This is a genomic window from [Actinomadura] parvosata subsp. kistnae (assembly GCF_900323885.1).
GTDB classification, from domain to species: domain Bacteria; phylum Actinomycetota; class Actinomycetes; order Streptosporangiales; family Streptosporangiaceae; genus Nonomuraea; species Nonomuraea composti.
In genome coordinates, this window is record NZ_OOHJ01000015.1 from 549,218 (window position 1) to 563,936 (window position 14,719).

Sequence of the window (14,719 nt, forward strand, 5' to 3'; positions counted from 1 at the left end):
ACCGCGTAGCTGTGCAGGGCGCGCCGGTGATCGGTGAGCCGCAGGCCGGCGAGCGCCTGCTGGATGACGCGCATGACGCGGGCCGGCTCGGGCGGCGGCAGCCGGAAGTCCGGGTGCTCCACCAGGAACGCCGCGCGCGTGCCGCCACCCGCGTCGCCGTTGTAGGAGGTCCACCGGCCCGTCACCGCCTTGGCCGCCTCCGTCAGGAGCCCCGCCGCCAGATGCGCCTCCGTCGGCGCGCCGGGCAGGGCGCTGAACGGGACCTCCGCCGACGCCAGCTCCTGGATGCCGTACTGGAGGCCGAAGTCGCGCAGCCGGGCGGACGCGGCCACCACCGCCTCAGGGAAACCCGACGGGTTCGCCCACGCCCACAGCCACGTGCCCGGGCCGGGGGCGGCGCTGCCGAGCAGGTGGAAGGCGGTGCAGGTGATCGTACGGGTGACGCAGGCGAAGTCGAAGCGCGGCTGCTGGAGGTCCACCTGCCAGCTGTGGCCGCCGAGGACCTCTTCGAGGTGCACCTGGTGCTCCAGCGAGAGCAGGGCGGCGTCGTCGAGCAGGTCGGTGAAGGTGAGCGAATTGTGCACGCCCTGCAGACTAGAGGCTTTCGCCGGGATCGACGGGGTGCGGGCGCGGGAGGACAGTGAAGGGATGAGTGCTTCAAGCGCGGCACCGTCCGGGAAGGCCGCGTCCGGCGGGAAGACTGCCTCCGGTGGGAAGACTGCGTCCGGCGGGAAGGCGGCGTCCGATGGGAAGGCCGCGTCCGGTAGGAACGCCGTGTCCGGTGGGAAGGCGGCGTCCCGGAAGGCGGCCTCCAGGGAGGGTGAGACGGCGCTCGTGCTGGGCGTGCCGGAGGCCGAGCCGCTCGTCCGCCCGTGGCGGCAGCGGGAGATCGGCCTGCCCGCTCATGTGACCGTGCTGACGCCGTTCCTGCCCGCGCCCCGCATCGACGACGTGGTGCGCCGGGAGCTGCGGGCGCTGTTCATGCGGTATCCAGCCGTCGACGTGACCTTCCGCGAGATCCGGCGCTTCACCGGGGAACCCGGGGTGGTGTTCCTCGCGCCGGAGCCCGCCAAGCCGTTCGTGCGGCTGACCGAGGCGGTGACCGGGCGGTGGCCGGGGACGCCTCCGTACGGCGGGCGGTACGACGAGATCGTGCCGCACCTGACCCTGGGTGAGGACGGCGCGGTGGACGAGGCGTGGGTGGCCGGGGAGCTGCCGGTGACGGCGCGGGTCACGGCCGTGTCGCTGCTGGTGCGGGACGCCGGCGGCCACTGGCGGCCGACCGAGGTCTTCCCCCTCGCGTGACGGCTCAGCGGCCGTAGAGGGCGGCCAGGCGGGGCAGGCGGCGGCTCAGCTCATCACGCTGCTCCTCGAAGTCGAAGCCCCAGCCGGGGTCGAGGGCGGGGTAGCGGATCGTGTAGGAGCCGTGGGGCAGCTCCTCGCCGGTCGCCGCCCGGTAGGCGTTGTAGGCGGCGCCCAGCATCGCCTCGCAGTGCTTCTCCGTCCAGTCGGCCGCCGCCTCCTGGATCACCGGCAGGCCGGCGAGACTGTCGGGGTCGGCCACGACCTGCTCGAACACCTCGCGGCCCTGCGTGACCAGCCAGCCGCGGAAGTACTCGAAACCGTCGTCGGAACAGCCGCCGTTGATCATGTAGGCGGCTCCCCAGAGCGGGGCCCGGTAGGAGGCCGTCATGAGATCCCAGAAAGCCTGCTGGGCGGCGATGATCTCGGCGGGCGGGAGGGCCGACAGCCGCTCGGAGAGGCGGGCGGCCACCTCCCACTCGTCCTTGGCGCCGGCGCGGGCGTCTTCGACGAGCTGCCAGTAACGCGTGGTGTCCATGGCAGGCAAGCATGCCAGCCGGGGCCGACAAGAACCGCGGGTGCGCCTACTCCTGCTCGTCCAGGTACGTGTGCAGCGCCGCCGCCCCCCGCAGCATCGCCCGGCCCCGGGCCGACAGCCGCTCCTGCCAGTCGCGCAGCGCGCTCTCCAGCGGCGCCAGGCCGCCCGCCGCCCGTACCTGCCGGATCAGTGGCGCGATCTGCTCCAGCAGGTAGCCGCCCCGGCGGAGCTGGTGAGCGAGCTGGGCGTCGCGCACGTCGGCGGCGCTGTAGACGCGGTAGCCGGTCGCGGGGTCGCGGCGCGGCTCGACCAGCCCGGCCTGCTCCCACTTGCGCAGCGTCGCGGGACGGATGCCCAGCTTCCTGGCCAGCGGCCCGATGAAGGTGACACCGGGCTCCGCCTTGGGCGCGGGTGAAGGGGCGCGCGACGGCTCCGCCGAGGGCGCGGGCGGCGGCACCAGGGAGCGCAGCGCCTGCTCCACCGCCTCCAGCGTGCGCCGGTCTTCGAGGAGCTGGGCGTGGCTCTCGTCGATGAGCCGCAGCGCCTCCTCCGTGGCGCCCTCGTTCGCCGCGCGCATGATCGAGGTGGCCGTGGCGTGCCCGTGCGCCGGCACCAGGGCGAGGAACGCCCGCAACGCCTGCGCGTGCCGGGCCGTGTAGGTGCGGTAGCCGTGCTCGGTGCGCGCGGCGGCGGGCAGGATGCCTGCCTCCTCGTAGTTGCGGACGGCCTGGGTGGACAGGCCGTGCTCGCGCGCCAGGTCCACCGGCCGCAGCCGCCCACGGGGCATGACGTACCTCACCAGGTTGAGGGTCCCGCAGCATCCGAGCGCCGGAACCGATGTCAAAGTCTCAACGGAACCTTCAACGATACCGTAGAAGGCATGACGACATCGCCACCGAAGAGAACGGAAGGGGCTGCCGCCATCCGCGAGGCCGCCTCCATTCGCGAGGCCGCCGCCGACCTCGACGCCGAGGGCGCCGGCGCCGTCACCCGGCTGCTCCGCTCGCTGCCCGCCCGCCCGCGCCTGCTCGGGCTGGGCGAGGCGCTGCACGACGAGCGCCCGGTGCACGAGCTGCGCAACGAGATCTTCCGCGAGCTGGTCGAGCACGAGGGCTACCGCGCGTTCGCGATCGAGAGTGACTGCGTGGCCGGCCTGGTCGTCGATGAGTACGTCCGCACCGGCGCGGGCTCGCTGGACGATGTCATGCGTACGGGCTTCAGCCACGGCTTCTGGGACCGGGAGGCGACACGGGAGCTCATCCGCTGGATGCGCGCCTGGAACGAGAGCCACCCCGACGGCGACCGCCTGCGCTTCTTCGGCTTCGACGCGCCCCTGGAGATGATGAGCGCCGCCGGCCCCCGCCACACCCTCGTCGCGCTGCACGCCTACCTGACGGCGGCCGGCGTCGCCGTCCCCTGCACCCGCGACAGGCTGCTGGCCCTGCTGGGCCCCGACGAGCGGTGGACGAACGAGGCCGCCGCGCTGGACCCGTCCCAGTCGGTGGGCCACTCCCCCGACGTCGCCGAGCTGCGCCTGCTCGCGGACGACCTCGTGCCGCTGCTGACCGTGCACGCACCCCGCCTCATCCCCGCGACGTCCCGGGAGGAGTGGGAACGCGCACATTTGTACGCCCGCACCGCCACGGGCCTGCTGCGCTACCACACGATCATGGCCGACCCGGCGCCGGAACGCGTCGTCCGCATGCTGGGCCTGCGCGACGCCATGATGGCCGACAACCTGGAGGCCATCGCCCCGCACGGCCCCGCGCTCGTCTTCGCCCACAACCGCCACCTGCAACGGGAGGCGAGCCGGTGGCAGCTCGGCGACCTGACGCTGGAGTGGTGGAGCGCGGGCGCCATCACCAGCGCCCGCCTCGGCACCGGGTACGCCTTCCTGGCCTCGGCCCTCGGCACCGTCCCCCACCAGGGCCTCGACCTCCCGGACCCGAGGACGATCGAGGGCATGCTGGCCACGCTGCTGGGCGAGCGCTACGTGCTCGACTCACGCCGACTGACGACGGCGGTGCGTGAGGCGGAACTGATCCAGCGAACGGACACCGCGGCCAACCACGGCTACTTCCCCCTCGACCCCGGCGAGCTGGACAAGACCGACGGGCTCATCTTCCTCAAGAACGTGCGCGCACCGGGACCGGAAGCCCCGTGAGCCAAGGCGCGCGCCGTTTCAGGACAGGAGGGTGCGGGCAGTGGCGAGCCAGCCCTCGCGGGCGCTCGGGTAGCGGGGCGCCCAGCCGGTGGCCGTGCGGAAGCGGGCGTTGCGGACGCGGAGCGAGCGGGTGAGGGAGGTGAGCCGGTCGCCGAAAGCGTAGGCCAGCCGGCCGGGCCCGCGCACCCACGGGACGGCACCGGCGGCGCGGGCGAGGGCGTCCGCGTACGCCCGCTTGGTCAGCGGCTCGTCGTCCACGACGTTGTACGTGCCGCCGGGCACCGCGAGCGCGGCCACCACGGCGGTGGCGGCGTCGGCGAGGTGGATGGAGGAGACGTAGCCGCCGGGACGGCCGAGGACGACGGCGACGTGGTGGCGGGCCTGGGCGAACAGTTGCTCGCTGTGCGCGGCGCCCGGCCCGTAGAACCAGCCGAGGCGCAGCACGACGGCCGCTCCCCCGCCGGTGTCGGCGAAGCGGCGGGCGCTGGCTTCGGCGGCGAAGTTTCCCCTGGTGAGGGGGTAGTGGTCGACGGGAGCGTGCTCGTCGAGCCAGCGGTCGCCGCCGTCGCGGTAGAGCATGCTGACCGACTCCTGCACGAGGCGGGCGACCCCGGCGTCGAGGGCGGCGGAGGCGACGGCGGCGGAGCCCTCCGCGCGTACGCGGTGGTTGGCGCGCAGGGCCTTGGTGCTCATGAAGCGGCTCATGGAGGGGATGGCGGTGGCCAGGTTGATCACGGCGTCGTGCCCCTCGAAGGCGGACGCCAGGCCCGCCCGGTCGAACAGCGACACCCGGACGGGCCGGGCGCCCTGCCGTTCGAGGGCGGCGGCCTTGTCGGGGGTGCGGGCCAGCGCGGTGACCTCGTGGCCGGCCGCGACCAGCGCCGGGACGGCGTGGCGGCCGAGCGCGCCGGTGCCGCCCGCGATGAAGACTCGCATAGTGAGAGAGTACTCTCTTACCATGGCGAGATCCACGCCGGGGGTCACCCGGCAGCGCCTCATCGACGAGGCGGTCAGGTTGTTCTGCACGCGCGGCTACGCGGCCACCTCGGTCGCCGACATCCAGGCCGCGTGCGGGCTGACGACCGGCTCGGGCGCGCTCTACAAGCACTTCCCGTCCAAGCGGGCGCTGCTGGAGGCGGCGGTGCGGCGCAACCTGGAGCGGATCGCGGAGCGGGGCGGCGAGACGGCCGTCGCGACCGGCGACCCGCGGGCCGATCTGGAGCGGATGGCGCGGGCCGTGTGGGAGGTGATCGAGCAGGACCGGGAGCTGATCCGGATCATGCTGCGGGAGTTCGACGGGTTCGGCGAGCTGTTCGAGGGCATGTGGCAGGGGGTGATGGCCGGCGTGTACGCCCAGGGCGCCCGTTGGATCGAGGAGCAGCGGGAGCGGGGCAACGTCGAGTGCGCCGATCCGGAGGCCACCGCGGCCGTGCTGCTGGCCTCCCTCACGTACTACCCGCTGCTCCGCCTCATGATCGGCCACACGCCCGGCGACCTCGGCCCCGAGCGGTTCCTGGCGGCCTGGGCGGAGCACGCGGCCGTCACCCTACGGGTGCGGCCTCACCCGTCCTGACCTCGCCCGCTCCGCCCGTGCCTGCCTCGCCCAGCAGAGCCTGGTCCAGCCCGGCCGGGGCGAGGGCGAGCACCTGCTCGCAGGCGAGCAGCAGCACCCCCGCGCTCCAGGCGTGCGACAGCGTCAGGTACATGCCCTTCGGCTGGAAGCAGTCCGTCTGGTAGTACCGCTCGGTGATCATGCCCCGGTAGGCGTTGAGGTCGCCGTCGGCGGCGGGCAGGAGCTGGCGGAAGCACTCCAGCGTCTCGTACGCCCGCTCCGCGTAGTACGGATCCCCCAGCGCCTCCGACAGCTCGGCCAGCTCGGTCGTGCACACCAGCCCGTACGCGTGCAGGTGCTGGTTGGACGGCGAGGCCTGGTCGGCGCCGCGGGTGGCGAAGCCGTAGCGGCCGAGCGGGGTGCGCGGGCCGAAGCGCACGTTGTAGGTGTAGCGGAAGGTGAGCGTCCAGTCGGCGGCGCGGCGGGCCAGGTCGAGCCAGCGGGCGGCGCCGGTGCGGCGGAACAGCGCCATGTACGCCAGCACGGCCGCGTACCCGTCCTCGGAGGTGGGGGCGAGGTCGACGTCCTCGGGGGCGCCGTAGACGAACTCGTCCTCGACGAAGGAGGCGTAGTACTCCCCGGCCCGCTCGGCCGCCCGCAGGTGGCCGGGGTCGCCGGACTCGGCGAGTGCCGCGATCCAGGTCAGGCCGGAGGCGCCGGACCAGGACAGGACCTCGCCGGTGGCGGCGTGGTGCAGCGTGCCGAGGTTGCCGTCGGGGCGCTGGCGGGCGGCGATCACCCGCAGGTTGGAGCGGGCGGCGGCCTCCCAGGCGGGGTTGGGGCGCAGGCGCAGCGCGCGCAGCAGGAAGAGGGTGGCCTCCCCGAGTGTGCGCGCGTGCAGGGCGTCCTTGACGTGGCTCCAGCTCTGCGACCAGCCCGACTGCCGGTACCAGACGCCCCAGAACGTCCCGGACGGCGACAGGTTGGCGCAGATGAGGTCGATGACCCGTTCGGCGGCGGCGACGTGCTCGGGCCGTCCCCTCCGCAGCCCGTGCTCCAGGAGCGCCGCCGCCCACGGGATCCCGCTGACCCAGCCGACGTGCATGGCCTGCCGGTCCACGCGCTCGCCGTTGGTGCCGCTCACCTCCCTGTCGAACCCGACCGTCTCCAGCAGCACGCCGGGGTCGGGGTCGTAGTGCCAGCGGTACAGGCCCTCGGCGGCGATGTCGGCGGCCTCGGCCACGTCCTGCCACGGCTCGATCGGGGCGGCGGGCAGGCGCAGGTCGCGGTCCTCGCGCAGGAGCGGCGCGTACGCGTGCCGGTCGGGGGCCAGCGCGCTGGTCGCGACCGTCAGGACGTGCGACTCGCCGGGCCGCCACACGTGGGTGGCGGCGCGGGCGGCCAGCGCCAGGGCCGAGCCGTAGTACGTCACCGGGTACTCCCGGTACGGGAACAGCAGCGCGACCGTGGCCCGCCCCGCCTCGTGCTCGATGGCCAGCCCGGTCGGGCCGAGCGGCGACTCCTCGTCCGCGATCAGCGCGGTGCCGCCGGTGTCGCCCCACACCAGCACGGCGGGGGTGGCGGCCCGGTCGGCGCGGAAGCCCCAGCGGGCCGAGACCATCTCCTCGGGGCGGTCGGCGCCGGCCTCGAAGCGGGGGAAGATCCGCTGGCAGGCGGCGGGGCGGTTCTCGCCGTAGAAGAGGCCGGGGATGAGCCACCACGGGTCGGCGGCGGCCACGGACCTGCTCACGCGGACGGTCGCGGCGGCGGGCTCGGCGCCGTCGTACCGGAGGCCGAGGGTCAGCTCGCGGCGGCCGGTGGGGCGCCGCTCGCCCCACTCCCACTCCACGCGGAACGGCCCGGCGGCATCGAGCAGCTCGACCAGCACCTCACCGCCGTCGGGGTCGGCGACCCTGACGGCCTGACCGCCGCTCACCACGGCTCCACGGTGAACGCGCCCCGGCGGACCCCCAGCTCGACCAGGTCCGTCTCCACCGCGGACAGCGGGTCGTCGAGCGGGATCCGGAACGTGCGGATCTCGCTCGGCCCGAAGTCGGCGACGAGCCTGATCCCGGCCATCGGGATGTGCAGCGAGGCGACGGCGGGCCGCCCGGTGGTCTCGACGGCGCGGACGACGAGGTCGCGCGGGGCGTCCTCGTGCAGCTTCACCGCCGTGACCATGACCTGGTCGCCGCCGTCGTCGAGGTAGCCGCGCGCGCTGGGCAGCGGGCCGTCGTGGAAGCTCTCCAGCATCGCCCGCACCGGCGAGCCGAGCAGCGCGGCGCGCCGGGTGAGCCCGGCGGCCCGCCAGTCGCCGGCGTGCGGCACCAGCAGGTACGAGAAGCTATGCGTCCCCTGGTCCTGGAAGGAGTAGTAGCCGTCGGGGTCCAGCAGGCGGGGGTCGTGCCAGGAGTAGACGGGGCTGCGGACGGCGGTGATGCCGATGCTGTGGCTGCGGCCCGGGCTCGGCGGGGAGACGTCGTAGCCGTGCTTGGCGTTGTTCACCACGGCCAGGCCGGCGCGGGCGCCGTCCACGGAGCCGGACAGGTCCACCCACGACTGGGCGGGCTCCTCCGCGCCGTCGATGGGCCTGGTCAGGTGGGCGAACGGGATCTCGTACGTGGCGACGGGGCTCTGCAGCCCGACGGGGAAGCGCAGCTTCATCAGGTGCGCCTGCTCCCGCCAGTCGAGCGTGACCCGCACCTCGACGGCGTCGTCGCCGCCCGCGCCCAGGATGAACTCCTCGGCCATCGTGGAGCGGCCCCACTCGCGCTCGACGCGCAGGCGGGCCCGCAGCGGGCCGTGCTCGCGCAGCACGATGTCGGTGGTGACCATCTCCTCGCCGGGCCAGTCGTAGGAGACGACCCGGTGGCCCCACGTGTCGGTGGGGTCCTCGCAGACCTGGGTGTGCGGGCCGGCGGCGCCGGCCAGCAGGTCGGCGCCGGTGCGCTTGTCGACCAGGCTGGACAGCCAGCCGGTGACCGGGTCGAGCTCCAGGCGGAGCACGTCGTTCTCCAGGTGGTGCTCCGAGGCGAGCAGCGTGCCGCCCGGATGCTGCCCTGGGCCCTGGCGCAGGCGGTAGAGGCGGTAGCCGAGCGCGGGCAGCTCCGCCTGGAAGACGGTGGCGCCGCGCCCCTTGTCGTCGGTGGTGGCGACCGACTGGGTGCGCTGGCACGGCACGTCGGCGCCGTCCGCGTCCACGACGTGCACGCCGTTGGGGGCCAGGCCGTACTGCATCTCGACGCGGGTCGTGACCGGCCACGGGTGCGGGTTGAACACGACGACCGGCTGGGTGCCGCTCTCCTGCGGCACGGAGATCTCGCGGGCGATCACGTTGTGCGCCCTGGTGATGATCCGCTTGGAGATCGCGACGGCCTCGCCGAGCTGGTCGCGGGCGTCGTCGTAGGCGGGCTCGATGGCCGAGCCCGGCAGCACGTCGTGGAACTGGTTGAACAGCACCTGCTTCCACGCCCGCTCCAGGTCGGCGCGGGCGTCGTGGCCGGCGACGGCGGCCCACCGCTCGGCCGACAGCACCGCCGCCTGCGCGCGGCGCTGCCACGCCTTGATGCCGGAGTGCGCGGAGTAGCAGCCGGCCGCGTGGTGCTGCAGGTCGTCGCGCCACACGGGCAGCTCCGCCAGGCCCTGCTCGCCGAGCCGCTTGGTCATCTCGTCGAAGTAGCGGCGCGGGGACGACATCGTCAGCTCCCCGAACGTGCCCATCCGGTCGTAGCGGTGGATGGAGTCGATGTTCGCCTTCGTGGGGCCGCCGCCGTGGTTGCCCACCCCGTAGAAGATCATCAGGTCGCCGAGCGAGCGGTCGAGCTGGCCGAGCGCCTTCTCCGTCTGCCCGGCCACCTCGCCGGGCGGGCTGCAGTACTCGAACGGGATCCGGTAGGCCAGCACCCGGCTGCCGTCGGGCGCCTCCCACCAGAACATCGTGCCGGGCAGCTCGCTCTCGTGCGGGCCGGGCCGCAGGAAGCAGTACGAGTCCATGCCCTGGCCTCGCAGGATGGCGGGGAGCATGGCGTTGTGGCCGAACGGGTCGACGTTCATGCCGACCGAGGCCGTGACGTCGAACTTCTCCTTCAGGTACCGCTGACCGTACAGGCCCTGGCGGACGAACGACTCGCCCGACGGCATGTTGCAGTCGGGCTCCACCCACCAGCCGCCCGTCATGACCCAGCGGCCCTCGGCCACCCTCTCCTGGATCCTGGCGAACAGCTCGGGGTCGGACTCCTCGACCCACGACAGCAGCACGACCTGGTCGCAGGTGAAGACGAAGTCGGGGTACTCGTCCATGCGGTGGATCGCCGACCAGAACGTGGCCCGCGCCTCCTGGTAGCCCTCCTGCCACGGCCACAACCACACCGGGTCGAGGTGCGCGTTGCCGATCATGTGCAGGGTGCGGGCGGGCGAGGCCACCGGACGGGGCGCCGTCGGGAGATCGCGCGGCCGGCCGCCCGAGGGGGCGTTCGACATCGGGGCCACGCGCCGGGTCATGCGGCCGCCCATGCGTCGACCTTCTCGCTGATCATGTGCAGCATCAGTGTGTGGATCTCCTGGATGCGCGGGGTCTCTGAGCTGGGGGCGAGGAGGAGGTGATCGGCGTGCTCGGCGGCCGCGCCGCCGTCGCCACCGCCGAACAGTACCGTCACCGCGCCGTTGGTCCGTGCGGCTTCGAGCGCGCTGACCACGTTGGCCGAGTTGCCGCTGGTGGTGAACGCAGCCACGACGTCGCCCGGGCGGGCCAGCGCGCGCACCTGCCGGGCGAAGACGTCATCATAGGCGTAGTCGTTGGCGATGCACGTCATAACGGTCGCATCGGTCGTCAGCGTGACCGTGGGCAGCGGGCGGCGGTCGCGCTTGTAGTGGCCGATCAGCTCGCCGGTGAGGTGCTGGGCGTCGGCGGCGCTGCCGCCGTTGCCCATCGTGTAGAGGGTGCCGCCGCGGGTGAAGGTGTCGATGAGCAGGTCCGCGACGCTCTCGACGGCGGGCAGGAGCGCCGGCATGCCGCGCGCGGCGGCCAGGTGGCCCGCCACGTGCTCGGCGAGGACGTCGGTGAGCGGGGGCATCGGGGGAAGATCAGGCATGGGTCTTTCCTGAGGCGAGGTCAGGGGGGCCGGCATCCGGCCGGCCGGGGATCAGGGCGTGGCCGGGATCGGTTGTGGCCGGGGATCAGGTCGTGGCTCCGGTGATGAGGTCGTGGGCGACGGCGCCGGCGCCGACCACGCAGACGCCGTCGCCGAGCCTGGCCAGCTCGAAGCGGGCGGCGCGGGCGGCGGGCGGCATGGCGTCCCTGGCCACGGCGGCGGCGACGGGGTCGAGGAGCCGGGCGCCGGACCGGGTGACGCCGCCGCCGAGGACGACGAGCTCCGGCTCGAACGCGTTCACCAGGTCGGTGAGCGCGGTGCCCAGTGCCCATGTGGTCTCGTTCCACACCTCGACCGCCAGGGGGTCGCCCTCCTCGGCGGCGCGGGAGACGTCCGCGGCCGTGGGCAGCGTGAGGGCCGACAGCGACGAGGGGCGGCCGGCGGCCAGGGCCTCGCGGGCGCGCTCGGCGATGGAGGTGCCGGACGCGTACGCCTCCAGGCAGCCCCGACGCCCGCACGAGCACGGCCGGCCGCCCGGGCGCACCATGACGTGCCCCAGCTCGCCGCCGTTGCCGGCCGCGCCGCGGTGCAGCCGGCCGCCGATGACGGAGCCGCCGCCGACGCCGGTGGAGATGGTGAGGTAGAGCATCGTGCTGGTGCCGCGCCCGGCGCCGTACCGGAATTCGCCCAGCGCGGCGGCCGTGGCATCGTTCTCAAGGGTGGCGGGGACGCCGAACGCCTCCGTGGCCAGCGCGACGACCGGGACGTCGATCCAGCCCGGCAGGTGCGGCGGGCACTGCAGGACGCCGGTGGCGGTGTCGAGCGGGCCGCCGCAGGAGATGCCGACGGCGGCCACCTCGGGCACGCCGGCCTCCGCGATCGCCTTCCTGCCCAGGTCGAACAGCCTGGTCAGGACGGGTTGCGGCCCCTCCTCCCTGCGGGTGGGGGCGGCCTGCCAGCCGTGGATCAGGCCGTCGCCGGTGACCACGCCGGCGGCGATTTTGGTGCCGCCGATGTCGAGGGACAGGACAGCGGGAAGATCGTGCTCCATTGGGCCTCCGTCGGGAACGACTGCCGCAATTCAGGCTGTGACATCGTTCCCACACGGGATCCTAGGACGACCTTTCCCCGTGGGTCAACGCAAAGGGCGCGGAAAATGTCAGAGCGCGGGAGGCGGCGCGGTGGACTCGCGCTCGACGAGCCGCACGTTCAGCACCGTCGTGACGGAGTCGGACTCGGGCCGCTCGATGCGCTCGTCGAGCCGGCGCACGGCGGTCGCGCCCAGGTTGAAGGTGTCTTGCGAGACCGCGCTGACCTGCGGCGAGACCATGCTCATCCACGGCGCGTCGTCGAAGGCGACGAGGCTGATGTCGCCGGGCACGCGCAGGCCCAGCTCGCCGATGGCCCGCCAGACGCCCTCGGCGAGCACGTTGTTGGCGGCGAAGACGGCCGTGGGCCGGTCGGGCCGCGCAGCATGTCGAGCGCGCGGCGGTGCGCGCCGGTGACGTCCCAGCCCGAGGAGACGACCAGCTCGGGGTCGACCTTGATGCCCCCGGCGCTCAGCGCCTCCAGGTAGCCCTGGTAGCGCTCGTAGCCGGTGGTCCAGTCGGTCTCGTCGATGAACAGCGCGATGCGGCGGTGGCCCAGCCCGACGAGGTGGGCGGTGGCGGTGCGGGCGCCGACGCGGTTGCCCACCACGACGCCGTCGGTGGAGCCTGCCGCGAACTGCCGGTCGACCTCGACCACGGGGATGCCGTGGGAGGACAGGTAGGTGGACACGGCCGAGGAATTGGGCGTCACCACCACCCCGGCCACCCGCAGCGCGACCAGCGCCTCGGCGGCCTCGCCCTCCGCCTCGGCCGACAGGCTCGTGTCGGCCAGCACCATCGTGTAGCCGCGCTCGCGCGCCTCCCTGCTGGCGCCGGCGGCCAGCTCCGCGTAGAACGGGTTGCGCAGATCGCTCACCAGCACCCCGACCGACCGGCTGACCTGCTGCTTCAGCGTGCGGGCCATGACGTCGGGCACGTAGCCCAGCTCGGCGGCGGCCCGCAGGACGCGCTCGCGCACGTCGCTGGCGGCGTAGCCGCGCCCCGTCAGCGCCCGGGAGACGGTCGAGCGCGAGACGCCCGCGGCCTCCGCGACATCCTTGATCGTGGGGCGGCGGGAACGGCCGAGGGGGGCGCTGCGCCGTTCTACGGTCATCGATTCCCTTCCGCGACCACGTCGACCAGAGCCTCGGCGTGCTGCCCGAGACGCAGATCGCCGATGGTCAAGTCGACTGCGAGGCGAACGCGGCGTCGCGGGACGGCATCGGCGCCGAGACGGAGATGCACCTGCTCCATACCCCCTCCGGGCAGCCTAAGCGTGACAGAGCCCCGCTCGCGTCTCCAGCCTGGCGGCACCACCGGCTCGACGGTGGCCACGACTTTGTCCGGCCACGGGTTGCGCACGGTGGCCGTCAGCACGACCTCGCCGCCCGCGGGGACGCTCGTATAGTACGGCGTCAGCCGGCACAGCACGCCGTCCGCCCCGAGCCCGAGCCGGTCGAGCGGCAGCAGGTCGTGGTGCAGCGCGACGAGCTCCTCACCGCGTTCGGTGACCATGCGCAGGTAGTCGTCGTCCACCCAGCGGGGCCGCCAGTGGCCGCTGACCAGGAGATCGGGGCGCAGGCGCCGGTAGAGGGCGGCGCTCTTGCGGTAGTCCTCGATCTGGAAGCGGTTCTTGTACTGGAAGTTCAGTATCTCCTGGCGCTCGCCGGGGATGCCCATGCCGTCCTGCTGGTCGCCGGTCACCAGCACGCGGTGCCCGTCCACCTCGAACTCGTACGCCGCCGCGAACAGCGTGTGCCCGGGCAGGTCGTGCACCGTGATGGCGTACTCCCGCCAGCGCACCGTCTCCCCCAGCCCGAGCACCCGGTCGGCGGGGATGGGGTCGAACCACTGGCAGGGCAGGTCGTGGTGGAGCGGCGCGGCCAGGATGGGCGCGATGTGGGAAGGTGCCCAGATCTGCGTGCCCTCGACGTCGCGCAGCAGCGGCATGCCGGCCACGTGGTCGTCGTGGTAGTGGGTGGGCAGGGCGACCTCGACGGTGGTGACGCCGTAGTGGGCGCGCAGCGCGGGCAGGGAGGCCAGCCAGGGGCGGCGCGCCTCGCGGGCGGTGCTCTTCACCAGACCGGTGGACATGTCGTAGCCGAAGTCGAACACCATGGCCGCGCCCGACTCCGACAGCAGCACGTAGCTGTAGGACTGGCTGCTCCTGTTCATCAGCAGGTGCGGGGTGACCTGCACGAACGGGTTGTCGAGCAGGCCGCGCACGTCCCACGGGTGGGGGCGGCGGAAGTCGACGTACCGCTGCATGGCGGCCGACAGGCGCGACAGCGCGTCTTGGGGGTCGCTCATCGGCTCGCCGTGCGAGGGCAGCAGCACGTCGAGCTGCTCCCGCTGGAGCAACTCGGCGCTGAGGACGACCATGGCGGGGCCCTCGTTCTCGGTGTAGGACCACTGGGTGGCGGCCAGGGACCACACCTTGCCGGGGGCGTAGATCAGGTCGCCGGTGAAGGCGGCGCCGCCGACGACGTACGTGACGGAGCCCGGCGTGTGGCCCGGCGTGGGCAGGACGCGCACGTCCACCCCGCCGTATCGGGCCGTCCGATACTCGGGCACCACGCCCGTGATCGCCACCGGCTCCAGCAGGGAGAAGCGGTCGTCGCGGAGGTCGTAGTCGTTGAGGAGCTGGCGGCCCGCCCACATCTCGCCGACCTTCTCGAACAGGTCGCGCTCGACCGGCGGCACGTGGATCGCCACGCCCGCCTCGACCGCCCGGTGCAGCCCCTGCACCTGGTCACGGTGGTGGTGGGTGACGAGGACGTCGGTGATGCAGTCGAGCCCGAGCTGGTCGAGCAGGTCGAGCACCCGCCCCGAGCCGAAGTCGACGGCGATGCCCGTGCGCTCCCCGCCGGGCGCGGCGGGAGCCTTGATGACGTAGACGTGACAGGTGTCTGCGACGCGGAGCACCCCGGGGAGAACTTCGGTGACTTCCATACCCACGGGGCAGGATCCTATCCGGTATCGTTC

General features: G+C 73.6%; 13 protein-coding genes and 1 pseudogene. 3 read left to right on the forward strand and 11 right to left on the reverse strand.

Annotated elements, in window-relative coordinates; translation table 11 throughout:
• Positions 1-170: 170 nt before the first annotated feature.
• Positions 171-584: pseudogene (locus tag KIS93_RS68370) on the reverse strand (DUF6882 domain-containing protein); the annotation flags it as partial.
• Between the two features lie 190 nt (positions 585-774).
• Here KIS93_RS68370 and KIS93_RS17245 point away from each other — a divergent pair.
• Positions 775-1,305: a 2'-5' RNA ligase family protein gene (locus KIS93_RS17245; RefSeq protein WP_222107502.1), complete on the forward strand. Its 531-nt coding sequence runs from the start codon at positions 775-777 to the stop codon at positions 1,303-1,305.
• Between the two features lie 4 nt (positions 1,306-1,309).
• Here the strand turns inward: KIS93_RS17245 and KIS93_RS17250 are convergent, their stop codons facing one another.
• Positions 1,310-1,840 carry a DUF4240 domain-containing protein gene (locus tag KIS93_RS17250; protein ID WP_080036631.1) on the reverse strand — a complete coding sequence of 177 codons (531 nt, stop codon included), beginning with the start codon at positions 1,838-1,840 and terminating at the stop codon, positions 1,310-1,312.
• Between the two features lie 46 nt (positions 1,841-1,886).
• Positions 1,887-2,627, reverse strand: a complete 741-nt coding sequence (locus tag KIS93_RS17255) for a TioE family transcriptional regulator (RefSeq protein ID WP_080036630.1) — start codon at positions 2,625-2,627, stop codon at positions 1,887-1,889.
• A 93-nt stretch (positions 2,628-2,720) separates the two neighbouring features.
• Here KIS93_RS17255 and KIS93_RS17260 point away from each other — a divergent pair, with 93 nt between their 5' ends.
• Entirely contained in the window at positions 2,721-4,004 is a 1,284-nt protein-coding gene (locus tag KIS93_RS17260; RefSeq protein ID WP_080036629.1) for an erythromycin esterase family protein, read from the forward strand.
• 18 nt (positions 4,005-4,022) lie between these two features.
• Here KIS93_RS17260 and KIS93_RS17265 read toward each other — a convergent pair whose 3' ends face one another.
• Positions 4,023-4,940 (reverse strand): NAD-dependent epimerase/dehydratase family protein, encoded by a 918-nt coding sequence (locus tag KIS93_RS17265; RefSeq protein WP_080036628.1) that lies wholly within the window; start codon positions 4,938-4,940, stop codon positions 4,023-4,025.
• A gap of 22 nt (positions 4,941-4,962) precedes the next feature.
• Here KIS93_RS17265 and KIS93_RS17270 point away from each other — a divergent pair, with 22 nt between their 5' ends.
• The gene (locus tag KIS93_RS17270) at positions 4,963-5,577 is read left to right on the forward strand and encodes a TetR/AcrR family transcriptional regulator (RefSeq protein ID WP_080036627.1); all 615 of its coding nucleotides are present in this window, start codon (positions 4,963-4,965) and stop codon (positions 5,575-5,577) included.
• On the opposite strand, the gene KIS93_RS17275 is transcribed toward KIS93_RS17270, so the two are convergent.
• The 7 genes from KIS93_RS17275 to KIS93_RS17300 form a co-directional block, all read right to left on the reverse strand.
• Positions 5,546-7,492 (reverse strand): hypothetical protein, encoded by a 1,947-nt coding sequence (locus KIS93_RS17275; protein ID WP_155126432.1) that lies wholly within the window; start codon positions 7,490-7,492, stop codon positions 5,546-5,548. The genes KIS93_RS17270 and KIS93_RS17275 overlap by 32 nt on opposite strands.
• On the reverse strand, positions 7,489-10,068 hold the full coding sequence (locus KIS93_RS17280; RefSeq protein WP_080036626.1) for an alpha-mannosidase: 2,580 nt from the start codon (positions 10,066-10,068) through the stop codon (positions 7,489-7,491). Before KIS93_RS17280 ends, KIS93_RS17275 begins: the two co-directional genes overlap by 4 nt.
• Entirely contained in the window at positions 10,053-10,646 is a 594-nt protein-coding gene (locus KIS93_RS17285; RefSeq protein ID WP_206066621.1) for a D-sedoheptulose-7-phosphate isomerase, read from the reverse strand. The genes KIS93_RS17280 and KIS93_RS17285 overlap by 16 nt, the downstream gene beginning before the upstream one ends.
• Before the next feature lie 85 nt (positions 10,647-10,731).
• On the reverse strand, positions 10,732-11,697 hold the full coding sequence (locus KIS93_RS17290; RefSeq protein ID WP_080036624.1) for an ROK family protein: 966 nt from the start codon (positions 11,695-11,697) through the stop codon (positions 10,732-10,734).
• Positions 11,698-11,805: 108 nt separating this feature from the next.
• Positions 11,806-12,075 (reverse strand): substrate-binding domain-containing protein, encoded by a 270-nt coding sequence (locus KIS93_RS69525; protein WP_478212898.1) that lies wholly within the window; start codon positions 12,073-12,075, stop codon positions 11,806-11,808.
• On the reverse strand, positions 11,979-12,848 hold the full coding sequence (locus tag KIS93_RS17295; RefSeq protein ID WP_222107504.1) for a LacI family DNA-binding transcriptional regulator: 870 nt from the start codon (positions 12,846-12,848) through the stop codon (positions 11,979-11,981). The genes KIS93_RS69525 and KIS93_RS17295 overlap by 97 nt, the downstream gene beginning before the upstream one ends.
• The gene (locus tag KIS93_RS17300) at positions 12,845-14,686 is read right to left on the reverse strand and encodes an MBL fold metallo-hydrolase (RefSeq protein WP_080036622.1); all 1,842 of its coding nucleotides are present in this window, start codon (positions 14,684-14,686) and stop codon (positions 12,845-12,847) included. Before KIS93_RS17300 ends, KIS93_RS17295 begins: the two co-directional genes overlap by 4 nt.
• Positions 14,687-14,719 lie beyond the last annotated feature (33 nt).

Coding starts and splice junctions, on each gene's coding strand:
- KIS93_RS17285 (WP_206066621.1), bottom strand. CDS start 10,646: ATGCCTGATCTTCCCCCGATGCCCCCGCTCACCGACGTCCTCGCCGAG.
- KIS93_RS17250 (WP_080036631.1), bottom strand. CDS start 1,840: ATGGACACCACGCGTTACTGGCAGCTCGTCGAAGACGCCCGCGCCGGC.
- KIS93_RS17265 (WP_080036628.1), bottom strand. CDS start 4,940: ATGCGAGTCTTCATCGCGGGCGGCACCGGCGCGCTCGGCCGCCACGCC.
- KIS93_RS17260 (WP_080036629.1), top strand. CDS start 2,721: ATGACGACATCGCCACCGAAGAGAACGGAAGGGGCTGCCGCCATCCGC.
- KIS93_RS17290 (WP_080036624.1), bottom strand. CDS start 11,697: ATGGAGCACGATCTTCCCGCTGTCCTGTCCCTCGACATCGGCGGCACC.
- KIS93_RS17280 (WP_080036626.1), bottom strand. CDS start 10,068: ATGGGCGGCCGCATGACCCGGCGCGTGGCCCCGATGTCGAACGCCCCC.
- KIS93_RS17255 (WP_080036630.1), bottom strand. CDS start 2,627: ATGCCCCGTGGGCGGCTGCGGCCGGTGGACCTGGCGCGCGAGCACGGC.
- KIS93_RS17270 (WP_080036627.1), top strand. CDS start 4,963: ATGGCGAGATCCACGCCGGGGGTCACCCGGCAGCGCCTCATCGACGAG.
- KIS93_RS17300 (WP_080036622.1), bottom strand. CDS start 14,686: ATGGAAGTCACCGAAGTTCTCCCCGGGGTGCTCCGCGTCGCAGACACC.
- KIS93_RS17295 (WP_222107504.1), bottom strand. CDS start 12,848: ATGACCGTAGAACGGCGCAGCGCCCCCCTCGGCCGTTCCCGCCGCCCC.